We start from the raw sequence: 23,136 nt of genomic DNA, 5'->3' as shown, positions 1-23,136 counted from the left end.
ATCTACTAATTTAATTTATGATATTAAAAATGCTTGATCCCAAAAACATTTGTCCATATATTCTGTGTGAATAAGACTCAATGCAGTTCCAGTGGCACCTTCAATCAATCCGATCTGCTTTAGATCTCCAATTATGCCTTCTTTATTTTTATACTCGCAAAATAAAAATGAATTGCTTTTTGAATAGAGGGAAATTACTTTTTCTTGCAGTCTATTTATAATGTTGAGAATATTTTTATTTTTGCTATCAAAATAAAATCTCTTTGCTATTTGCAAAAGACCTGAATAGCCTTGACAAAATGTCGGAGAATCACAAAACCATTCTACTTCAGGTCTTTTTTCAATTGTCAAAAATGCTTTTAGAGCAATTTCTTGTAATTCAAAATCATTTAGTGCAGTGCCAGCTAAATAGAGTGCTCTTGATACTCCAGGGGTTCCATAGCACCACGCTTGCCGCTGAGTTCCTTCCTTTCTATGATAATACTTTCCATTTAACTCATCTTCTAAACTGATTATATTTGGCCAGTAAGGGCCCCATTCATCTTCCTGAGTCCATTTTAATATCCAATTCTTAATAGAAAATATTGAACTTTCTAAATCACTCATCTGAATATTATTAATTTTTGAAATACTAAGAGCTAATAATATTCCACTGACTCCATGTGAAACTCCTACATTAAAACTTTCAACTGGGTTATTTAACTTCCCAAGTCCAAATATATTCTCATTTTTTGAAAGTAACCAACTTGGAACTGAATAATGATTATATTTCATCAATGAACTTATTTTTATTAAAATTCTCAGAGATTTTTTTAGATATTCAAAATGTTTATTTTCATGTTTTCTTAAGATCAAATACCTTACAACACCTGATAGACCTTGAATGACATCGTAATCATTTGGACTAAAAAGCTCTTTGTTTTCTATTACTTTAAATTTTTTATCTAAGACTAGAAACAAGATTGAATCTATTTTTCCTAATAAACCCTGATACTGCCTTCCATTTTCAGATGAGACCCAAACTGTAAAGCAGAGGCCAGTTATGCCACTGAAAAAGGAAGAATTCGTGTTCAATGTATTGCCATGAAATCTTGCAATTGATTTTTCTAAATACTGATGACTCAATTTTTTAAATTTTAACTCTGGATATATGGAATTAAGCTGTGCATAAAAAAGAGCAATTGAAGGAAAGCCATTTGCTAATGTTGTTAACTCCAGTTGAGCTGAAGCATTATTAGAATTTTTCAATATATTTTCTACATATTCAATATCTTCTAAACACAATGCAAGCTCGAAAATTATTTCATCTATCATAAATTAATCCATTATAAAAAAAATATTATTTTTTCAAGTTATTATATTTTAAACTATTTAAAGTATGCAATATAAATGCATTTGATTTCTCTTCTAACTCTTTATTAATTCCCAAAATTCTATTGCATAGCATATGAATAAAACTGTTTATTATCCTTTTTTTTGAACTATAAATGAGCGAATTTGAAATATTTTTTTCTAATAAACTATTATACTTTATAATTTCTTCACTATGCTTTAATATGTTTGAATTTAAATAGTCAAAAGATTTATCATTGTACCAGCAATAATTATTTCTTTCAAATAAATTCACTACATTTTTTCTTTTTTCTCTGAATTCATCAATAAATTTATTTTTTGTAGTGGTACTATCAATTCAATGCAATTTATCGCTATAGTTTAATCCAAAAGCATCTAGGACTTCAATTGAAAGAAATGCGCAAACATATACTAATGAATAATTTTATTCAATCATTTTTTTATTCTTTAATATCAAACAAGCGAGTTCGCTTTCATGCATAAATATTTTTTCAGCAAGAGGCAATAAATCTGGCCCCCCATAGCGCTCAATTTCAGGCTCATAAGAATCTATACATGTCGAGTTTTAATTCCCTTTTTATGTAAAAATGTGAAAACAAAATTTAACTTATTAAGTAAAATTGCGTATTGACTTTTATCTTTTAATAAAACTCTGAATCTAATATGTTTCTTTGGATCTTGGTATCTTATAAAAAACCAACTTTCAATTTTTATTTCATTCTTAATTTCATTTATAAATTCAGAAAGATAATTTGAAATTAACTCTTCTTCACGCATATTATTTACATATATCTTACAATATAACCATTCACTACCTGGATAAAAAATTTTAGGATAATTTTTTGATATACATTTTTCAATCAATTTTAATGAAGGAGTTTTTTCTTTATTCGCTTTAAAAGGAAGGATAACTTCTTCATTAAAAATAAGATTATCTAAACTCTGTTCAGAAAAATTTACTCCTAAATTTTCTTGTAAAATTACTTTATTATAGCGAACTAAATCTTTCATTATTTCATGGACATGCAGATCAATGCTTAGATCTAAAAGTATTTTATTATCAATTTGAACTAAATTTATAATTCTTGGAACATTCCATATTCTCTGCCAAGCTTTAAATTGAGTCATAAAATCATTTTTAAAATTAAAATTCTCTTTTAATAGTTTTAATGAATGTAAAGTTAAATTCCATGTCCTTGGTGAAACTATAATATTTTGATATTCTATTCTAGGCACAAATGTTAAGCTTGCTAATTCATCAATATAAAAGCTATTCCATAGAACATATTTTTCATAACTTATTTCACGCATAAATCGGATTATATTTGGAGCATTTTGAAAATTTAATACGTGTGAAGCAACAAATACCACCTCTTTTTGAAATTTTATAGATTTAAAATAAAGTCTTTTAAAATCAGCGCAAACCACAATATCTTCTAACTTCAGTGTGGTTTTAGCACATTCCTCAAATGTATCTAAATACAATCGATACTGCCAATAACTTTCAGACAGTGCAACATTCGCATTTCGAGCAAATGGGGAAGAATACAGAAGTTCACAAAATAAAGTATCTGGATACTTTTGTTCAATATCTTTTACAAAGGTTTGTAAATCAAGCTTATTTTTATCTTTAAAAATTTGTGCATATATTTCAATAGAATCTGGCATTAATTCTGAATCTATTTTATCTATTTCTAATACCTTCAACTCATGCTCAGTAATCTGAATTGAATCTGAAAATGATCTTTAACATTCCATAATTTTATCTAAAAAAATATTTAATATTTTTTCATTTTTTTTAACATTTTTTTGTATTTTACGATAACTTTGTGGATATTTATAACCAGCTAGCGCACCAAGTCCGATATTTTCATCAAGCAGTTCTTGAATGGATACTTCACGGTCAACACCATATTTATCTAAAAACTCATTATGATATTCACGAATATGCGGAAAACCATTTTGCTGAGATGCGATTGCAGCAAGGAAATTAATAGATTCTTTGACTTGATTAGCTAGATCTAACTCAATTGATTTAAAATTATCATTCTCTAATTTGAGATCAATTTGTAATGAATTTTTAGTATGGCAATATTTTTTCATTTCATTAATTATTTTGTTTTAATGAAAAACTCCAGCACCAATTTTTATTTTTGAATATTCATTCATTTTAAACTTTAGATCAGATAGATATTCATAATTTTGCTTTTGAGAGGGAAAAAAAGATAACTTTTCTATAATTTCAGAAAAAATATCTGTCTTGCCAATAATTGGCTTTAACTCGGTTATAATAAAACTCTTATTAACTAAATCTTGTAAAAGTGAGTTGATTTTAAAATCTTCATTTATTGAAAATTTAACTTTTATTCTATTCACTAATTCAATTAATTTTAATTCTTCTTGTAAATTTTTCCTAATAAAGTTTATAAGTGAATTATTTTTTATTGATATATTCTCATTTATTGCATTTTTATTTTCTTTTAGTTGAAGAATATTAACAGATGAATATGCTAATAAAATTCTGTCACCATGTTCAAAAATAATAGGATTCATTTTTAATTTAATTTCAGGAACTAAATCAATATTTTCTTCAATTCTTTTTACAAAACTTTGAATCCACTCCATATCAGGACGAATTGATTTTTTGAATTGATATTCACAGTTTGAATTTGAAACAGACTCATCGAAGTAATACTCCATTTTTACTGCCGCAAAGTAGCCATAAGGAGTTGCTCTGGATGTTGCTCTAGAAAAATATTTCAAAACGCCAGATCTAATCTGATCTAGTTTTCTTATATCTTGTATTTTATTATGTTCATATAAGATTAAAGTATCATATAATGATTTACTCGATAATAAAATTGCTTCTTTAAGAATTTCATAATAATTTTTCTTGGGAAGAAAAGTTAAGATATCTTCCTTATTATTTAAATAATCAATAAAAAAATTTATTGGAAATATTGGTGTTCTTAACATAAAGAATGGATTTGGGGAGTACATTATCTATTCACAAAGTTTGCATGTAAATGACAAACTAAGGCTTTCCTCAATTTCTACAGTAGTTACCAAAAAATCAATATCAAAAATATCTTCATTTTTATTTTCATAAATAAATGACATAATTATACACCTTATATAAATGATACGTAAATATAAATTTTCATTCCATGCAAAGACAAGTTCCAACTGAACGACACGACATCAATTCATCATTCACTTCAATAGTAGATGCAGTGAAATTAATGTCAAAAATATCTTCGTTATTTTCTTCATTTATAAATGACATAAAAAACTCAATATTCAATGTTTTACAAAAATTACATTAATAATATTTAATCTTGAAAGTTTATGAATAAAAAAAACTATGTCAATAGTTCGCTAATTTTTTTTGACAGTTCTAAATATTCCATTTTAATAAACTCTGAGAACTTATTTTTATTTCTAAGAAGCTATACTCATAGAATATGTCTATTCTTCTTATTGACATCAGAAATTTTTCTTCTTATCATTAATAATCAATTAATATTTTTTAATTTTTTGAGAAATTATCATGAAAACTATTTTTTTATTTATTATAATCTTATTTCAAATAAAATTATTTGCATGTGAGAAAGAAATTATAAAAGTAGTTTGGGAAAATTTCCCGCCTTATCAAATTGGCGACATTTCTCTGAATACTCACCCTAAAGGCTCTTCAGTTGATTTACTGCTTGCTGCTGCGAAAAAAATTGGTTGTTTAAAAAATATCCGTTTTGAATATCTTCCTTGGAAAAGAGGACTGTTTGAGTTAGAAAAGGGCCGAGTTGATATCATGTTCAATGCTTTAAAAACTCCAGAAAGAGAAAAATATGCTTATTATAAGCGATATTATAGCAAAGGCCGCAATGCTATATTTGTAAGTTCAAAAGACTATGATAAATTATCTAAGCTATCTTCTGAAGAACTCATGAAAGAGAAAAATTTTATAATTGGATACTCTAACGGTTATAATTACGGAAAGATATTTGAAAAAATGCTGGCCAAATATCCTAATAAATTTGAAATGGCACTGCATGATGATTTATCAATTATAAAAACCTCAAATAATAGAGTGAATGCCTTTATTGGCGATGTCATACAAACCAATGAACTCATCAAAGAATTAAAACAAAATAAAAAAATAGATAAGAAAATAAATTTTAAATTTCTCTCCCTCTTACTAGATGAATCTCCTCCATTTACCTATTTAATGTACAGTAAAAAGGGTATGTCTGAAAAGTTAGTTAATAAATTTGATGACGCCTTTGTTCAATTATATAAAGAAGGAACTACAAAAAGAATATTCTTAAAATATATTCCTCAAAATTTTATTAATGAAGTCGTTGTAAAACCAGATTTTGAAAAATAAATTGATAAAAATTTTAATGAAGCCATATTTATTTTAATTTATAAATATGAGAGGCTGATTTTATTAAAAAATTATTACTTAGAGCACTTAAAAAAGATAGTTTCACTATAGTTTTTACCTCTCCTCTTGAAACTTTAATCGTTTTCTCTGGTGTGAGTAAATTAGGTGCATTTTTAATCTTTTTAAGAGTCGCAAATGCCATTAAAAGTGGGAAAATACAGAAAAATCGAATTCGAAAATTAAATTTAGAAATTCCTTTGATGTAATTTAATGATACATTCAAATTATCATTCGCAATATGCATTATTTCCTTCACCGCTTTTTCGTTTTGATAATAATAATTATTATTTAAAATAAATTCATGTGAAGAACCGTGTTTAGCTAAAATATCTTGAGGTATATAAATAGAGTTTTCATGTTTAGCGTCCCAAGCAACATCTTTTAAAATATTTATTGTTTGTAATGCTTCACCAAAAATTCCCGAATATTTATTAAGTTCATTATATTTTTTTTCAGTTATTCTACAGCCATATTCTTTCCATAGATCTGTTAATAAATAACCAACAGTTCCTGCAACATAATAGCAATAGCTTTTATATTCTTTTATATTTTGAATTCTTATACCATTAGGTTGTTTTGAGATAAAGAGAATCATACCTTGGCACATTTCAGTCACCCATTTTTGCAATACGTTCCTTGTATTTTGTGATAATGTAAAATACACATCGAAAACTTTATGAGTGTTTTGCACCAATTCAAGATGATATTTATCACCTTTTAAAAGCTCGCTTATTTTTGAATAGGAATAAGAATTCTCTATATTTTCAAAGCAATTCAAAAAATCTCTTAGATACTTTTCCTTAACTTGAGTTTCAAGAGTCTGATCGTCTTCAACAGTATCAATTATACGACATAATAAATAACCAATTAAAACGCTTTTTTTAATTTCTCCTTTAAGTAAATTAATACCTAATGAAAAAGAGCGAGAAACATGATTAATAATAGTTTCGCAATATTCTAAAGAGTTCACTGAAACAGGAGTTAACATTTCCTTTGAGATTTGAGCATTTTGCTTTAAAAGATCCATTTAATAACTTTCTTAAGAATTGGGATGCGGAACTTGTATAAATGTATTCAAATTTATATCTTTTCCAAGTAGCTTTCTTTTAGGAGGAGTTTCCTTACCATTACCTGGCCAAGTTATTTCTATATAGGATATTTCTGGATTATCAAGACCAAAACCAAAATGTGCAACAGGTTCCATCTGACAAAGATATCCACTTCCAGAACATATAAATTTAGTTTGATTTTTATTCTTTTTAGAAATAAGTCGAACTTTAGCACTCAATGCTGGAAATCCATTTTGAGTCAAAGGCTGAATTCTTAACCACGAGTTATCATTTTGGATACCCAAAAAGAGTTTATTTTTTTGTAAATGTCCTTCACCAACTGAAATAAAAATATCAAGAAACCCATTGCCAGTGAGATCACCAACCGACGCACCTGTACCTTGTAGACCTTTACAAGCAAGTGGCCCTATATCAATTTCTTCCCAGTCATTGTTACCTAAATAACGAAACATCCGGTTTCGTTGCCCGATGTTATTAATAAAGATTTCTTCATTTCCATCATTATCAAAATCAGCCACAATAACACTGCGTATGCGACGAGGTTCACAAAAAAATCCAGGAGAGAGATTTTCAAATATTCCTGGTTTTTTCTGCATAAAAATTGAATTTAATCCCTCCCAAGTCCCTACCACAATATCTGCAAATCCATTCCCATCAAAATCTGCAATGGCAACTCCACGGGCATTGTTTCGTATATCTGTAAGGTTATACCCTGAAGCAACTTCTTCATATTTTCCTGTCTTATCTTTTTTAAATAAGGCATTAGGATCTTCTTCATTTCCAACAAAAATGTCGATTGCTTTTTTGCTGATAATATACTGCGCTAAAATGCTTCTTCCCCCAGCATATTGGCGAATACCTAATTCTTTGGATTTTTCTTTTATAGATTTTTCATGATTATCATATGTATAAAATAAGCTAGGAGCATCATAATTAACTACATAAAAATCGTGTTTACCCTGTCCTTCTGCATCTACTGCAGCTACACTTCGTCCAGAGTATGGATTGCTCATTGGAGAGTTCGTGCCTAAGTATTCTTTAAAAGTTAATATATTTTTCCTATTCGATTCTCTTACAAACACACTGTCATATTGGGTTTTTATTCCCTCTAATGTATCTGCGTGTAGCATGTAAACAGCTTGTGAACCATTTCCTAAGAAATCACCAATACACAGACTGAGAGTCGCTTTGTCTGATTTTTTAAAATTATCAGGTGCTACATTATAAAATTTCTGCTTTTCTTCATTATATTTATATATGATATTTTCGCTAAATGCATTTGCAATTAATATTTCATTTTCATGATCACCATCGATATCAAAAATTGCAACACCATACGACTGCGAGGGAAGATTATTATCTAATGTAAACGAAGCATCCCTAAAAGCAATTTTATTTTTTTTTACCTTAAAAAACATACAATTCTATACTCTTATCTTTTTAAATTGCACAGAAAGCTTATCTAAAATATGCTTTGCCTCAGCTGGTATTGAATATTGAATTTGATTTATAAGATCATCAAGTTGCTCAATAGATTTTGCCCCACATAAAGCAACTCCAACTTCTTCATGGGAAAGCACCCAAGCAAGAGCCAACTGCGCAGGTGTTAAAGAACACTCTTTTGCAATTTGAAAGAAGGATTTAAGCAATGGAGATAGCGAGTTATAAAGATCTTCAAACATCTTTCCTTTTAAGCTTCGCACATCAGATGAATCAAATATTTTATTATTTGAAAATGAGCCTGAAAGCATTCCTTTTGCAAGGGTTCCATAAGCCATAAAACCAATATTTCTTTCTTTAATAAAAGTAAATAGCTCATTTTTAGCTGTAATATCTAACATAGAAAATGGATTTTGGAGAACATCCACATTCCCTACATTTAAGGCTCTACTTAATTGAAATTCATCAAAATTACAAACTCCAATATTACGGATAAGACCTTCTTCTTTAGCTCTTAAAAGTGCTTCCATGGTTTTTTCCAGAGGGTTCTTAGCATCTGGCCAATGAATCATATATAAATCAAGATAATCTGTTTTAAGATTCTCTAATGATTCTGAAAGCATGCGTTTTACTGAGTCAGGCGAGTTATCGAGAATTCTCACTTTCTCTTTATTCCAAGTTGCCCCTAGTTTAGAGACTAATATGATTTTTTTTCTTATTTGAGACACTCCAGAAAGACTTCTTCCTATTCTTTTTTCAGAATTTCCAAACCCATAAATGGGAGCCGTATCAAATAAAGTCACGCCTTTTTCATAAGCATATTGCAGAAGGTCATGAGCTTTTTCATCAGAAATTTTTCCAAAACCATAGCCGCCCTCATCTCCACTCAACGCAGCTCCTCCAAATCCTAGAGCAGAAACTTGCAAATTCTTACCAAGAGAACGATAAATCATATCATTGCATCCTTATTTTTATTTTAAATCCTAAAATGAATGTTACTATTAAGGATTTGGAACATCTTCTTCATGGATTGTCTTCTGCCGCATTTCATCTAAAGTTTTATTTGCAGCGACAAAAAGAGCAAAACAAACAGGACCTAATACAGCACCTGATACTCCAAATTGAGACATTCCCCCTACAATGGCAAGGAAAATCCAAAAGAAACTCAATTCAGCCCCACCTTTCATAAAAAATGGACGCAAAACATTATCTGCAAAGCTTATAATAACCGCACATATTAAAATACCAATTGCCGCTCCAACTCTACCTTCACTCAAATAGCACCAAGCTGCTGCACCAATCATGACGGGTGCAGTGCCTATAACCGGAATAAAAGATACAAAGAAAGCAATTATACCAAGTAATGCAAAACGAGGAACTCCAAATGCAACAAGCACAGTCGTAATAAGAATTGCTTGAATACAAGATACAAGAACATTTGCAACGATGAGTGCTTTTAAAACCGATGAAACCGTTTTTGCAACTATTTGCCGTTCTCTTTCCCAAGGAATAATTTTAGGTAAAACTGTATTTCTATATTTTTTGCCGTGGATTAAAAAAAAGCACCAAGTTAAAATTAAAACAGAAACTTTAACAATATAACCCGGTGTTGCTGTAAGAGCTGTACCCGCATTTGAAGCAATAAGAGAGGCTGCTTTCTTCAGAAAATCTATTCCTTTATCAATAAGCTCTGCAATTGAATATTCAATTCCAAATTTAGATAAAAATTCACTGATATGTTTAGCGGCACTATCAATATGCATTGGATTTTTAAGCTCACTTTCCATTACAATTAAAACTGCACTCAGCTCTTGAATACCAGTTGTAATTAAAGTTAAAATTGGGCCTAGAATTGAAATAAATGTTAGAAAGATAATTAAAATCGAAATAATCCATTTCCATATAACTTTTTTTAATTTAAAATAATGGATTAATTTATTTAAAATAGGTTCAAAAAGATATGCAAATGTTATACCTAAAACAAGCGGCAATATAAAAGGATAAATCACATAAAAACAGAGAATTGATACCAAGAGAAAAAAATTTTGTTCGCGAGTGAAAAAAGAACGCACGGTAACCTCCTTGTTTGAGGTTACCGTAAGCCTCTTAATTTAAGAAGAGTTTTAGAGTCGATGGGAAGCAAGATGCTTCGCACCAGCAGCTTTGAGAACCTCAGCAATTTCATTTTTAAATGAGATATTGCTATTTTCAAGCTCGGCAACCATTTTCTCGATGTTACGTTCTGCATCCATATAATCAAGCGCTACTTTAAATATTTGATCTGGATGCATTGATTCTAACCAGTTCAAACCTTCTCTATAAACTAAATGGCTGGCCATATGAGCACTTAATATAGCAATTTTATGTGCACGCGGCAGACGTTCTAAAATTCGCGAACGATATTTTTCTACTAAAATTGTAGGACAATGCTTTAATAAAACAAAAGTATACTTACTACCTGAAAGCTCTTCATCACTTAATAAATTTAATTTATCTAGCAAAATATCTTTAGCAGAGTTAATTTCAGTTGATATTTCATAACTTAATTTAACGAGATCTGTTCCTGATTTATTTTTTTGCCATTCACGGAACAAAAGTTTTGCTTCTTGATCGGCATTAAACCTTATAATACGTAAAACTTGTTTAACATAAATATCTTTTATTTCAGAAAACTCTTCTGGTAATATAGTAAGACACGCAATTATTTCATATGAAGAGCAGCTTACTCCTGCTTTATTAGCGGAGCTATCTTTTATTACGACAGCGCCAGAGTCTACAATTTTCTGTCTAGCTTCTTTTGTAAAAAAGATATTTGCGCCTTCTACGATTGCTAACGAACTTGGTTTTCCATTTGGCAATAAATACTTATCCCAATTACTCTCTTTTACGGTATATGGACGACCACCTGCTGGAATAAATATTTCAGCTTCCACAACTGCATAAAGTGTATCGCGGATTTTCGTATTTTCTTTCGTATTTGCAGAGATAACAAAAGCTTTACTATCACCACTCAGTTTATCTGGATTAAATTCAACTATTGATCGAGATTCTGTATATAGACGTAATAATTCTTGCCAATTTAAACCTTTTGGATCGAAAGCAGCTCCAAATCCATCACCAATAGAGACAACACGACAGCGCTCACCATATTCTCGATAAAGAATATTTAACTCATTTCCAGCAACATCTCCATCTGGACCTCCAGTCATTTTAACTCTAAAAGTAGAATTTTGCAGACCAAGGTAACGAAGAACGTTATCTACATAAACATTAACACCTTCAGAAGTAACACCATAAACTTTATGATTTATACCAAAGTCAGGCTTTGAAGACATAAATGCATAAGCATATTTATATTTACGATGCAAAGCATGTTTAATAATCCAAAGGATAAGATCATCAGTTAGATTTTCATCTGGTCCTAAGTAAACTATTTCTTCTTTACCATGATAATCAATAATACCATCTTTTAGCGCGCCCGAAATTGGATCCGTTACTATTAAATCTAATAATCCTGATATTGCAGCTTTAACAGCTTCATTTTTATCGCCTCCTTGACGGACAACCATAACGCATTTACTGCCACCTTCAGGAATATCTTTATTTTTTAACTGTTGCGCCGAAGCTAAACCATTTACTTCATCGAAAATTCCAGCTAATGCATTCTCATAATCACCCGAAGAACGAGGCATAACGACTCTCATTCCTCCGCGCGAAATATCACGATAACGGACTTGAAATGCTCTAAAGTTTCGTCCAATCATGTAGAAAATACCGAAAGGTGTCTCAGGATAATAATGCTTATCAAGAACAGAAGGATCCATTCTAAAAGTCAAACCACCTTTTGAAATTAAAAAATAATTTGTTTTTAAAATATGGGTTAGAAAGTTTAATCCCTCTTTTAAAATATTTTTTTCTACAACATCATTTAATTCAGCAAAAGCTGCTTTTATTTGATTGTAACAATCTGATATAGAATGATTACGCTCACCATGAAAACGAGGATCAAAACGTGCTCTAAAATATTTGATACTCAAATCCATATAATGAGGATTATTTACAATAACTTTGGAAACTCTATCGATTGAATAATAATATGGGTTTTGTTTAGTTAAGAAAATATGTACCCAATTCGCTAATGCACGGACAAGGTTAGTTTCATTCAAACTAAATGGATTTTCCCCTTGTAATAAATTCGTGAATTCATCACCATGATCGACATATGAAAGGGTTTTTAAACTCTTTAAAACTTTACCCCATGATTTCATATGTTCCGTTATAACTTCGCCTGTTGGAGTTCCAGAAATAAGGTGCATTACAGTAAATTTTTGTTTATCTTCTGTACAAATTTCTGTAGCTAATAAACGTCTAACTTGAAAATTATATCGATTAAAAATACCGATAATATTTTCCATCGCGGCATTAACCGGAAAATGCTTTAAACAAATATCAACTCTTACTCTTGCATCTTTTGTAATTTCATCGACAATTGTAGTTAAATTAACAAATGAATTTTCATTCTCAGTACAATATTCAATCGCATCAAATGCTAAAGACATTTGTTTTACTGTAGAAACATCAACATAATCTTTATCAAGGGATGCAATGAAATCATCTACTCTTACTTTTGACTTATTTCCAAGTAATTTTTTTAAAGATTCGAGTTTTGCTTGATTTGCTTTACTAAGCCAAGCTGTTTCTGTATTATATGGAGCTTGATATATTTCACAAAGTCCAATTTTTTTATCTAAAGAATTAAAAAGACGAGCAAGCTTACACTGAAAGCGAGAAAGCTCTGGAGCAATGCGCACCGAAGCAGTAGAGTGCTCACCAGCAGCTATTAAAGTTACGGTTTGGGAAGCTGCGCAGACTCTTTCAGCAACCTGTTTTTCAGTTAAAACCTTTCCAGAAACAATTTCAATAATATCATCCATAACCGCTTTTTGTGAGGTTGACCACAAATAAAGGGGTGGCATTTGAGATAAAAACCAAGGAACTGTGTGTTCGAGTTCTTTAGAAATATCATTTAAAATACCATTTGTTACATTTGAGCATGCTTTGGAATCAGAAATTCCGGCAAAAAATTTACCAATATTTGCTGGAATAAGAGATTCTGAAGGTTCAATATCAGAATCAAGCAATTCAACTTCACTTAACCACTTATGGCTATGTATTTTTGGCAATGTCATGATTTACTCCAAGTCGGTATCACTACATGAACAAACAAATAGTTTATCAAAGGATAAACTTAAAATGTAACTAACACATCAAAATTGACTTGCAAATTCAGTAACCATTTTTTATCGGAAAGGAAAGTAGATTTTAGAATATAAATGATCTTATAAAAATTTTAATAACTGAATTTTCCTAATTTTACCTTACCCCTAAAGACCCAGTAGATTATGAGAGTGTATGCAATAACAAAAGGCATCCCAATAAAGGCTATGATCTTCATCAAGTGCAGAGTTTTATCTGAAGAAGAAGCATTATAAATATTTAAGCTATATTCAGAATTTAAACTTGATGTAATGAGATTTGGAAAAAGAGCAACTCCAAACAAAGCTGTAAAAGCAATGAGGGTCGCTGATGAAGATAAAAAGGCATATCCTGGTTTTCCTAAAAATAAAGCGCGCGGAATATTTCCTATTGCAAGTACATTTAATATCACAATAGACCATAGCCATGGATGATGTTCAAAATTATATATTGCATGTGGAATAGTCACCAAAGTATAAATTGTACAAAAAATATAACAAACAACAAAACAACCAAATGTATGCCATAACCATTTATGAATTCTTTCTTTAACTTCTCCTTCAAGCTTTAAATAAAGAAAAATAGAACCGTGCATTGCAAAAGTTGTAATAGCTAAAATGCCAATTGAAATTGCATATGGATTTAATAAATCTGCCAAAACACCTGAAAATTCTTTATCATCTCCTACAGGAATTCCTCGTAAGCAATTTCCAACAGCCACCCCAAATAAAAATGTTGCAAGTGAGCTTGCAAAACAAAAACCCCAATCCCAAGCACCTCTCCAGACTAAAGAGTCATGTTTACTTCTAAATTCAATAGACACGGCTCTAAAAATAAGAGCCCAAAGTAACATCATAAAAGGTAAATAAAAACCAGAAAAGGCTGTTGCATAAGCGTCTGGAAAAGCTGCAAATAAAGCCCCACCAAAAGTAACAAGCCAAACTTCATTGCCATCCCAAAAAGGACCAATTGAATTTAAAAACAAACGTTTTTCATTATCTGTCTTTGCTAAAGGATAAAGAATTCCAACTCCAAGATCAAATCCATCTAAAACAGCATATCCTGCCAATAATATACCTAAAGCAATAAACCAAAAAATATGTAAATCCATTTTATTCTCCTATTATCTTATTTTAATTTTTGAATTAAATCATCCGGACCATGTTTTATTTTGTTATTAACAACAAAAATATAGGTTATAAATAATAGAATATAAATAATAGAAAAAATAATAATTGAAATTAATATTTGTTCAGATTTAACTGATTTTGAAAGTCCATCTGGTGTTCTTAAAAGTCCATAAACAATCCAAGGCTGACGACCTACCTCAGTTGCAACCCAACCCGCTTGATTTGCAATAACAGGAGCAAGAATTGATACACAAAAGATTTTCATCATCCATTTTGACTCAAACAATTTATTTATTTTTAATAAGAAAAGTGAAAATGAAGTCAATGTTAACATGTATATTCCAAGAAAAATCATTAAATGATATGATTGAAATGTAATTCCAACAGGCGGTCTATCTTCTTTTTTAAATTGATCAAGAGCGACTACAGGTGTTGTAAAATTACCATGTACTAAAAAACTCAACCCCCCCGGAATTTTTATTCCATAATCAACAGTCTCTGTTTTGTTATTTGGTATTCCAAATAAATATAATGGAGATCCCCCTGTCCCCGTACGGTAATGACCTTCCATTGCGGCTAATTTTGCAGGTTGAGTTACAGACACTCTTTCTGCTAAAAAGTGTCCTGAAGTAGCGGCTAAAACAGAACCTATAAAACCAAGAATCAAAGCAATTACAAATGATTTTTTTGCAACTTCTAAGTGCCGTTTCTTTAAAATATAATAAGAACTAATGCTCATGACAAAAAATGCCCCCATGAGCCAACAACCAATAACACAATGAACAAGCATACGGACACTTGAAGGGTTAAACACCATCGTCCAAAAATCATCAATCACAGCTTTCCGATGCAGTCCTTCACCAATAATATGAAATCCAACAGGGGATTGCATCCACGCATTTGCAATCACAATCCAAATTGCTGAAAATAAAGAGCCGAGTGCAACCATAATTGTAGATAGAAAATGGATTTTTGGTGAAACCCGATCCCAACCAAAAACTAATATTGCTAGAAAACCTGACTCCAAAAAAAATGCAAAAATACCTTCTGCAGCAAGCGCTGAACCAAAAATATCACCTACAAACCTTGAATAAGTGGCCCAATTTGTACCAAATTGAAACTCCATAACAAGCCCTGTTGCAACACCCATAGCAAAATTTGCTGCGTAAATTTTTACCCAAAACTTTGTGATTTTTTCATAAATTGGATTTTTTGTTCTAATAAAAATTCCCTCCATAATAACCAGCAGCAATCCTAGTCCTATGGAAAGAGGAGGAAATAAATAGTGAAACATTATTGTAAGTGCAAATTGCAGGCGGGCTAATATTTCGGTCGCTAAGAATTCAGTCATTTCTGATTCTCCTTTTCATTGAAATTCGTCTACACATTAATGTCATAGAAGAAGTCTCATTAAAGGGAATGCAGCAAAAGGTTGCGCACGTAAGAAATTGAAATTATTAAGAATCAATACTTAAAAAATCGGCTCTTTTATCTATAAATGCTTTTACTCTTCCTTTTACACTATCTGAAAATTGCTCTGAGATTAATATTTCATGCAAATTAAAATATTTAACAGTTTGTACTTCATCGCATTGAATTCGTGGAGGTTCATCTTCCATATATTGACTTTCATCTGGTATAGCTAAATAAACAAAACCCTTAATTGTACCTTGTTTCCATTGTCTACATACTTCTTTATATGATTTTATATTCCAGCCAACTTCTTCTTTTACTTCTCGAAGCATAGTAAATTCAGGAAATTCATTTATATCAGAATTACCACCAATAAAATCCCAAGCAAAATCAAAATAATTTCTTTTCATTAAAAGACATTCCCACTCTTTTGGATTTTCTCTTGCATTATTTATAATTTCTTCAAGTGTGTATTTCCAAATCAAATGTCTTTTTTTACTATCTCTAGTTCTTAAGAAAAGTGCACAACCAAAATAAGATGATTCTCTATGATGTATTTCAAATGTATACTCTTTTTTAATGTTTGAATAAAGCGAAGAAGTTTTCTGAAAAAAATCTAAATCCGAATTTTTATATAAATCTTCTATAGATAAATGATTTAATTCCCACGAACATTTATCAAGATGAATTTCTTGATAGTATCGAGGAATAATATGCCAATGCAAATGATTTGCCACATTGGCAAATTTAACAAAATTTATTCGTTTGCACTTTGTTACTTTCATAATAGCTTTCTCAAGACATACCAAGCTTTGCAGAGTGTCTAAAAGATCACTCCCGCGAATTTGCGAGTGCTCATAAATATGTCTTTTGTAAACAGCCATCAGTGCCCCTGGCCATTTTTGAGCAAAAGGGCTTTTATAGACTAAAAAATTGTGTCCTCCATTAAAAATAAATTCACTTTCATTCTTAGCATTTGAAAGTTTTCGACATAAAACACAATCATCTCTTAATCTTACAAATGACGAGAGCATTTGACACATATCCTTTCTTCTGACTCATATTATTCTTAAATATGTCGACATAAAATAGAAGTAAACTTAGACACCGCTATTCACCGTGAGGGGCTGAGAGGTTCATATGCTGCTTTTTGGATCCTATCTTGTTAAAAAGGGTTATATTACGCCAGGGCAAGTCATGATGGCTCTTGACATTCAAAAACAAACTTGGCTTCCGATAGGTCGCATTGCGCTAAATGAAGGCAAACTGACTGTTGAGCAAATTTTTATGATTCTAAACAGACAATCAGAAACGGCCAAACCTTTTGGTGAAATTGCTGTAGCTATGGGTCTCCTCACACAAGAGGATGTCACACATTTACTCGAAATTCAGCAAAAAAACATTCGCCCTATTGGACAAATTTTTGTAGAACTGGGATACATCACTCAGTCTGATATGGAGTCAGAGCTGAACGCATTTTTAAAAGATCCGGAATCATGACCAATAAATTAGAACATTTAGATGAAAAACAACTCTCTTCGCGAGGGTACATTCAGTTTGCGCAGGTGGGCCGCCCTCATGGTTTGAAGGGCGCATTTTTTTTAAAGACAGAGGATAGACGCACAGAATGGGATGGCTATAAAAAACTGCTCATTGAAACACCCAATGGCTTTCATGAAAAAAAGGTGCTTAAAGCTTATCTTAGCGGGAATGCACTTGCATTAGTCCTTGAGGGCTTTGAATCTCGTAATGATGTTGAACCACTTTATAATAAAAAAATTTATGTTCATAAAAACGAAATATCTGTCGGACAAAATGAATATATTGTTGATACTTTAAAAGGATTTAAAGTTATTGCTGAAAATAAAGGAAATATTGGTTCAATAATTGGAGTCAGTTCCTTTGGGGCTCAAGACAATCTTGAAATTGAGTTAGAAGGTTCAAAAAGGTCAGTCTTATTTCCATTTGTCGATGCATTTATTAAAAATATTGATGAAGAAAAAAGATTTATTGAAATCATATATGTTCCTGAGTTTTTTGAGGATGAAGATCAGTGAATGAGAAATTGCGCTTTTCTGCCCTGACCCTGTTCCCTGAAATGTTTGAAACAATAAAAAATGAAGGTGTCATAGCAAGAGCGATTAAAAATAATATCATAATGCTTGAAAGCCTTTATTTAAGAGATTTTTCTGACAACGTGCGAAAAAATGTTGATGATCACCCAATAGGTGGCGGTGATGGAATGGTTTTGCGCCCTGATATTACTGAAAAAGCAATTTTATCTGTTAAAAATGAGTCTACTTATATTATAAATTTAACACCATCAGGCAAAATTTTTAATAATCAAATAGCTAAAGATCTTGCACAAAAAAAACATATTCTTTTATTATGCGGTCGCTATGCTGGTTACGATATGCGCGTTATAAATAAATATTCTCATTTAAATTTAAGCGTTGGTGATTTTGTCCTGTCTGGTGGAGAGTTGCCAGCTATGTGTATCATAGATACCGTTGCGCGTTTTCTCCCTGGTGTGCTTGGTAATAAAATAAGTTCTCAACAAGATAGCTTTGAAAACGGTCTCCTTGAGGCTCCTCAATACACGCATCCTGAAACTTTTTCAGAAATGAAAGTGCCTGAAATTCTTTTCTCAGGAAATCATAAAAAAATAGCTGAATTTAATAGAAAAGAACAGATTAAATTGACCGCACAAAACCGCCCTGATCTCATTCTTCAATATTGGGATTCCTTAAGCAGACAAGAAAAATCATTTGTCGAAAAAATTTGGAAAAGTGGAAAATAAGAGTAATACCATAACTTTCGACTTTACTAGGCTATGAACCCTATTTATGGTATGTCCCTTTTGTTCTCTTGTTTTTCTCTTGAAAGGTGCTTGGAAATGCAAACTTTACGTACACATACATGTTCTGAACTCAGCACAGAACATATCAATTTGGATGTTTGTCTTATGGGATGGGTTCATTCCAAACGCGACTTGGGCGGACTCATTTTTATTGATGTGAGAGATCATTATGGTATTACACAAGTTATCATTCCTCCAAATACCCCTTTTTTTACAGAAGCAAGTCACGTTCGCCATGAATCTGTTATACAAGTAAAAGGTAAAGTCGTTAAAAGAGAAGGCGCTATAAATAAACAAATATTTACTGGAAAAATAGAAGTTCTAGCTTCAGATTTTAAAATAGAATCTCCGGCAGAAATTCTTCCATTCCCAATAGCACACAATCCAAAACAAGAAAGCGATGACACACGTCTGACTTATCGATATCTTGATTTACGCACAGAAAAAATGCACAAAAACATATTGTTTCGCTGCAATGTTATTCGCTATATTCGCGAAAAAATGCATGCTCTTGGCTTTAACGAATTTAGCACTCCCATACTCACGAGCAGCTCACCTGAAGGAGCACGGGACTTCCTTGTACCAAGTCGTCTCCATCCAGGCCACTTCTATGCACTTCCTCAAGCTCCACAGCAGTTTAAACAACTTTTAATGTGCTCTGGATTTGACAAATATTTTCAAATTGCACCTTGTTTTCGTGATGAAGATCCTAGGGGAGATCGTTCTCCTGGCGAGTTTTATCAACTTGATGTAGAAATGAGCTTTGCGACTCAAGAAGATGTATTTAATATAATAGAAGATCTCATGTTTGGATTGTTTGAAAACGAACAGTTTACAAACAGAAAAGTCATGCCGTTATTAAATTATGACGCGAAATACATTCATAAGAATCGAAAAATTCCTTGCATCCCTTGGCATGATGCTATGGATAAATACGGAATTGACAAACCCGATCTTCGCTTTGCTTTAGAAATGCAAAATGTGGAAGAAACTTTAGCACACACACAATTTGCTGTATTTAAAAATATACTTGACCAAAAAGGCATCATACGCGCTATTGTTATTCCAAATGCAGCAACACAAAGTCGTAAATTCTTTGATGAAGCTGATGCATTTAGCAAACAAACTGGACTTGGCGGTCTCCCTTGGCTTGCTGTTAAAGACGGTGAGTGGAAAGGCTCAATTGCCAAACAGCTGAGTGATGCAGAAAAAAAAGGCTTAGGCAGTCAACTTAATTTACAAAACAACGACGCAGTTGTTTTTATCGTCGGAATCAATAAACTTACTACCCAAACTTTAGGTGGAAAGGTACGCCTTTACCTTGGTGAAAAATTAAATCTAAGAAATAAAGACACTTGGGCTTTCGCTTGGATTGTAGACTTCCCAATGTTTGAATTCAATGAAGACGAACAAAAGATTGATTTCTCTCACAATCCTTTTTCCATGCCTCAAGGTGGTATGCTTTCTTTACAAGAGAAAAATCCACTTGATATTTTAGCTTACCAGTATGACCTTATTTGTAATGGCGTTGAACTTTCATCAGGAGCAATTCGCAATCATCGTCGCGACATTATGAAAAAGGCATTTGAAATAGCTGGATACTCTGAAAAAGTAGTAGAGAGTAAGTTTGGTGCCCTTTGGAATGCTTTTGCTTATGGTGCGCCTCCCCACGGTGGCATTGCACCTGGTATCGATCGTATGGTCATGCTTCTTCTGGATGAACCTAATATTCGTGAAGTTATTGCATTTCCATTAAATCAAAAAGCAATGGATCTCATGATGGGAGCGCCTGGGACTGTATCTGAACGTCAATTGAACGATATACATATTCAAATTAAAAAGCTTTAATTCATTTAAGGCTTTTATCGAGGACGAAGTGATTTTTCATTTTAAAATGCTCGATTACAAAATTCCTTTTCTAAATAAATTAATTATCATTTTCAGATATATTATTTTATTAACATTTCTTATTTCTCTAAGAAACTCTTTTGCGAAAAACACTTTAACTTTAATGACCCCTCCTTCACCTGCAGAGTTTTATGTAAATGTCGCAAAAGAATTATTTAAAATCTCAGATACAGAATACAAACAAGAAATTCATCCACTTCCTGAAATATTTTCAATTATGCAATCCGTGAATTCAAATGATTCTAATATATATTCAACCGTAGCAATACTAAATGAAAAAAATCTGAATTTATTTTATAATACAGGACATATTGCAAATATACAAACCGCTTTTTTTTCATTAAAAGACTCAAATTTAAATATTATTTCACTTGAAAGTGCTAAAAAAATAAATAAAATTTGTGTTTGGCTTGATTCTGTTTTGTATAAATATTTAATTAGTCAAGGCTTCCAAAATCTAGCTCCTGTACCAACATTAGCTCAGTGTGCTATTAGTTTGTTTAATAAAAAAGTTGATGCATGGTTTAATTCGGAAAGCACAGTTGTTAAAACTTTGCTCGCAAAAAAGTTAGATGTAAAAAGCATTCAACGAGGATTTAGCCCACTTAATGTAACATTTTTCTTAGCTGTTACTAAAAATGCGCCAAAGGAAATGATTACAAAGTTACAAATTGCTGATAAGAAAATTAGAGATACTGGTAAGTATGATGAAATTCTAACTCAATATCGAGACGCTCTTTTTTTACCCAAATAATTTAAAACTCATTTATGGAGACAATAATGAGAAACATTCTGTCTATGGAAAATATTTCTCAAATTAATTATTCCATGCAAACTGCAATTTTTGATAACTCTTGGAGAGAACCTCTATCACTATTACTAGGACTCGGTAGAGCTGCAGGAGCTGATTTTATAGAATTTTTTCTACAACGAGGAAATTATGTGAGCAGCTTAATAGAGAACTCTAAAGTAACAGCTATCACTCCTTCATTAAGTTTAGGAGCAGGAGTTCGTGTTTTTAAAGGCAAAGAAGACTGCTACGTATCAACAAATGATATATCATTTAATGGTCTTAAAGTTATTTTAGAAAAAGCTCTTAATATTCATAGTCTCAATTTAAGTCACAATCGAATTATATCTGAAATTAATTTAGAACCACTAAGAGATTATGCAGAAATAAAGCAAAAGTCAAAATGGCTGTCACACTGTAGTTCAGTGAGTGAAATGTGTGAAATAATCTTAAAACTGAACTCTGCTCAACAAAATTCAACACGCTCTCTACAAAGTGCAACAACCAACGGGTTTCGTGATTGGCAAGAAGTTATGGTTGCATCAAGCGAAGGGGTCTTTGCAAAAGACATTCGTCTTAATCAAAGCATCTCAGCCCAAGTTTTCTGTGAAGATGGAGCACATAGAACATCATCACACAGTCGTTTAGGCGACGCTTCAAACCCTGATTTTTTCAGAAAACTAAATACTCAAGAAATTGCAGAAAAACTTTCTGAAACAGCAGGCAACATGCTGCACGCTGATTTTGTATCATCAGGAAATTACCCCGTTATTCTTGCAAATCAATTTGGTGGGGTTATTTTTCATGAAGCTTGTGGGCACTTATTAGAAACCACTGCAGTACAAAGAAATTCAACTCCTTTTGCTGATAAAAAAGGAAAAATGATTGCCCATGAAAATTTAACCGCTTGGGATGAAGGCAGTTGGGAAAATGGATTTGGCTCCATTGAAATGGATGATGAGGGCATGCCTGCACAAAGAACTTTACTCATTGAAAATGGAGTTTTAAGAAACTTTCTTTGTGATAGAACAGGAAATCTTTTAACAGGACATCCAAGAACGGGCAGTGGCAGAAGACAAAATTACACATTTGCACCTGCAAGTCGTATGAGAAATACTTATATAGCGCCCGGTAAGTTCACTCAAGAAGAAATGTTCTCGAGTATTGATAAAGGTATTTATTGTAAAAAACTTGGTGGAGGCAGCGTTGGGAGCACAGGGGATTTCAATTTTGGTGTAGAAGAAGCTTGGCTCATTGAAAATGGTAAAATAACTAAACCTGTTAAAGGTGCGACCTTAATTGGTCAAGCACCCGAAGTCATGCAACGCATATCTATGTCTGGCAATGACCTTGAAATTTCGGCTGGTTTTTGTGGATCTGTCAGTGGAAGTATTTATGTAACCGTAGGACAGCCTCACATTAAAGTAGATTCTATTACAGTTGGTGGCCGATAATCATATATAAAGGAA

Annotated in this window: 18 protein-coding genes and 2 pseudogenes; 7 read left to right on the top strand and 13 right to left on the bottom strand. The window is 31.7% G+C overall.

Going from position 1 to position 23,136, the window contains the following annotated elements:
- Positions 1-15 precede the first annotated feature (15 nt).
- The 5 genes and pseudogenes from GCL57_RS11435 to GCL57_RS15085 all read right to left on the bottom strand — a co-directional run bounded on the left by GCL57_RS11435 (position 16) and on the right by GCL57_RS15085 (position 4,639).
- Entirely contained in the window at positions 16-1,314 is a 1,299-nt protein-coding gene (locus GCL57_RS11435) for a lanthionine synthetase C family protein (RefSeq protein ID WP_152213484.1), read from the bottom strand.
- Positions 1,315-1,339: 25 nt separating this feature from the next.
- Positions 1,340-1,858 (bottom strand): annotated as a pseudogene (locus tag GCL57_RS15215) (thiopeptide-type bacteriocin biosynthesis protein).
- A 44-nt stretch (positions 1,859-1,902) separates the two neighbouring features.
- Entirely contained in the window at positions 1,903-3,060 is a 1,158-nt protein-coding gene (locus tag GCL57_RS11425) for a thiopeptide-type bacteriocin biosynthesis protein (protein ID WP_152213483.1), read from the bottom strand.
- 39 nt (positions 3,061-3,099) lie between these two features.
- A pseudogene (locus GCL57_RS11415) lies at positions 3,100-4,329 on the bottom strand (lantibiotic dehydratase).
- Between the two features lie 184 nt (positions 4,330-4,513).
- On the bottom strand, positions 4,514-4,639 hold the full coding sequence (locus tag GCL57_RS15085) for a hypothetical protein (protein ID WP_281349661.1): 126 nt from the start codon (positions 4,637-4,639) through the stop codon (positions 4,514-4,516).
- Between the two features lie 264 nt (positions 4,640-4,903).
- On the opposite strand from GCL57_RS15085, the gene GCL57_RS11410 reads away from it, so the two are divergent.
- A complete protein-coding gene (locus tag GCL57_RS11410) occupies positions 4,904-5,740 on the top strand; it encodes a substrate-binding periplasmic protein (RefSeq protein WP_152213480.1) in 837 nt (278 codons plus the stop codon).
- A 28-nt stretch (positions 5,741-5,768) separates the two neighbouring features.
- Here GCL57_RS11410 and GCL57_RS11405 read toward each other — a convergent pair whose 3' ends face one another.
- From GCL57_RS11405 to GCL57_RS11370, 8 genes are all read right to left on the bottom strand, one after another.
- Entirely contained in the window at positions 5,769-6,827 is a 1,059-nt protein-coding gene (locus GCL57_RS11405) for a squalene/phytoene synthase family protein (RefSeq protein ID WP_152213479.1), read from the bottom strand.
- A gap of 12 nt (positions 6,828-6,839) precedes the next feature.
- The gene (locus tag GCL57_RS11400) at positions 6,840-8,288 is read right to left on the bottom strand and encodes a CRTAC1 family protein (protein ID WP_152213478.1); all 1,449 of its coding nucleotides are present in this window, start codon (positions 8,286-8,288) and stop codon (positions 6,840-6,842) included.
- A gap of 6 nt (positions 8,289-8,294) precedes the next feature.
- On the bottom strand, positions 8,295-9,263 hold the full coding sequence (locus GCL57_RS11395; RefSeq protein WP_152213477.1) for an aldo/keto reductase: 969 nt from the start codon (positions 9,261-9,263) through the stop codon (positions 8,295-8,297).
- A 48-nt stretch (positions 9,264-9,311) separates the two neighbouring features.
- Positions 9,312-10,382, bottom strand: a complete 1,071-nt coding sequence (locus GCL57_RS11390; RefSeq protein ID WP_161597728.1) for an AI-2E family transporter — start codon at positions 10,380-10,382, stop codon at positions 9,312-9,314.
- A 51-nt stretch (positions 10,383-10,433) separates the two neighbouring features.
- Positions 10,434-13,499, bottom strand: coding sequence for an NAD-glutamate dehydrogenase domain-containing protein (locus GCL57_RS11385; RefSeq protein ID WP_152213475.1), 3,066 nt, complete (start codon positions 13,497-13,499; stop codon positions 10,434-10,436).
- Between the two features lie 161 nt (positions 13,500-13,660).
- Positions 13,661-14,677: a cytochrome d ubiquinol oxidase subunit II gene (cydB, locus tag GCL57_RS11380; RefSeq protein WP_152213474.1), complete on the bottom strand. Its 1,017-nt coding sequence runs from the start codon at positions 14,675-14,677 to the stop codon at positions 13,661-13,663.
- A gap of 17 nt (positions 14,678-14,694) precedes the next feature.
- Complete coding sequence (locus GCL57_RS11375; RefSeq protein ID WP_152213473.1) at positions 14,695-16,047, bottom strand: cytochrome ubiquinol oxidase subunit I; 1,353 nt, start codon at positions 16,045-16,047, stop codon at positions 14,695-14,697.
- Between the two features lie 106 nt (positions 16,048-16,153).
- Complete coding sequence (locus GCL57_RS11370; protein WP_161597727.1) at positions 16,154-17,143, bottom strand: NUDIX domain-containing protein; 990 nt, start codon at positions 17,141-17,143, stop codon at positions 16,154-16,156.
- A gap of 106 nt (positions 17,144-17,249) precedes the next feature.
- Here GCL57_RS11370 and GCL57_RS11365 point away from each other — a divergent pair, with 106 nt between their 5' ends.
- From GCL57_RS11365 to GCL57_RS11340, 6 genes are all read left to right on the top strand, one after another.
- On the top strand, positions 17,250-17,609 hold the full coding sequence (locus GCL57_RS11365; RefSeq protein ID WP_152213471.1) for a cyclic di-GMP-binding domain-containing protein, MshE-related: 360 nt from the start codon (positions 17,250-17,252) through the stop codon (positions 17,607-17,609).
- Positions 17,606-18,166, top strand: a complete 561-nt coding sequence (gene rimM, locus GCL57_RS11360) for a ribosome maturation factor RimM (RefSeq protein WP_152213470.1) — start codon at positions 17,606-17,608, stop codon at positions 18,164-18,166. The genes GCL57_RS11365 and rimM overlap by 4 nt, the downstream gene beginning before the upstream one ends.
- On the top strand, positions 18,163-18,909 hold the full coding sequence (gene trmD, locus GCL57_RS11355; protein ID WP_152213469.1) for a tRNA (guanosine(37)-N1)-methyltransferase TrmD: 747 nt from the start codon (positions 18,163-18,165) through the stop codon (positions 18,907-18,909). Before rimM ends, trmD begins: the two co-directional genes overlap by 4 nt.
- Positions 18,910-19,005: 96 nt before the next feature.
- Entirely contained in the window at positions 19,006-20,817 is a 1,812-nt protein-coding gene (gene aspS / locus GCL57_RS11350) for an aspartate--tRNA ligase (protein WP_152213468.1), read from the top strand.
- Positions 20,818-20,845: 28 nt separating this feature from the next.
- A complete protein-coding gene (locus tag GCL57_RS11345; RefSeq protein WP_152213467.1) occupies positions 20,846-21,631 on the top strand; it encodes a type 2 periplasmic-binding domain-containing protein in 786 nt (261 codons plus the stop codon).
- A gap of 23 nt (positions 21,632-21,654) precedes the next feature.
- Positions 21,655-23,121: a TldD/PmbA family protein gene (locus GCL57_RS11340; protein ID WP_425483352.1), complete on the top strand. Its 1,467-nt coding sequence runs from the start codon at positions 21,655-21,657 to the stop codon at positions 23,119-23,121.
- The last annotated feature ends 15 nt before the right edge of the window (positions 23,122-23,136 follow it).

The sequence above is a fragment of the Fluviispira multicolorata genome (assembly GCF_009208585.1).
In the GTDB taxonomy this organism is placed as follows: domain Bacteria; phylum Bdellovibrionota_B; class Oligoflexia; order Silvanigrellales; family Silvanigrellaceae; genus Silvanigrella; species Silvanigrella multicolorata.
Note: the sequence above shows the minus strand (reverse complement) of the source record. Positions and strands in the feature narration are given on the sequence as shown.

Excerpts from the sequence above, each read along its gene's own strand:
- GCL57_RS11365 (WP_152213471.1), top strand. The coding sequence starts at position 17,250 with ATGCTGCTTTTTGGATCCTATCTTGTTAAAAAGGGTTATATTACGCCA.
- cydB (WP_152213474.1), bottom strand. The coding sequence starts at position 14,677 with ATGGATTTACATATTTTTTGGTTTATTGCTTTAGGTATATTATTGGCA.
- GCL57_RS11375 (WP_152213473.1), bottom strand. The coding sequence starts at position 16,047 with ATGACTGAATTCTTAGCGACCGAAATATTAGCCCGCCTGCAATTTGCA.
- GCL57_RS11370 (WP_161597727.1), bottom strand. The coding sequence starts at position 17,143 with ATGCTCTCGTCATTTGTAAGATTAAGAGATGATTGTGTTTTATGTCGA.
- GCL57_RS11435 (WP_152213484.1), bottom strand. The coding sequence starts at position 1,314 with ATGATAGATGAAATAATTTTCGAGCTTGCATTGTGTTTAGAAGATATT.
- GCL57_RS15085 (WP_281349661.1), bottom strand. The coding sequence starts at position 4,639 with ATGTCATTTATAAATGAAGAAAATAACGAAGATATTTTTGACATTAAT.
- GCL57_RS11395 (WP_152213477.1), bottom strand. The coding sequence starts at position 9,263 with ATGATTTATCGTTCTCTTGGTAAGAATTTGCAAGTTTCTGCTCTAGGA.
- GCL57_RS11385 (WP_152213475.1), bottom strand. The coding sequence starts at position 13,499 with ATGACATTGCCAAAAATACATAGCCATAAGTGGTTAAGTGAAGTTGAA.
- aspS (WP_152213468.1), top strand. The coding sequence starts at position 19,006 with ATGCAAACTTTACGTACACATACATGTTCTGAACTCAGCACAGAACAT.
- GCL57_RS11410 (WP_152213480.1), top strand. The coding sequence starts at position 4,904 with ATGAAAACTATTTTTTTATTTATTATAATCTTATTTCAAATAAAATTA.
- rimM (WP_152213470.1), top strand. The coding sequence starts at position 17,606 with ATGACCAATAAATTAGAACATTTAGATGAAAAACAACTCTCTTCGCGA.
- GCL57_RS11400 (WP_152213478.1), bottom strand. The coding sequence starts at position 8,288 with ATGTTTTTTAAGGTAAAAAAAAATAAAATTGCTTTTAGGGATGCTTCG.
- GCL57_RS11405 (WP_152213479.1), bottom strand. The coding sequence starts at position 6,827 with ATGGATCTTTTAAAGCAAAATGCTCAAATCTCAAAGGAAATGTTAACT.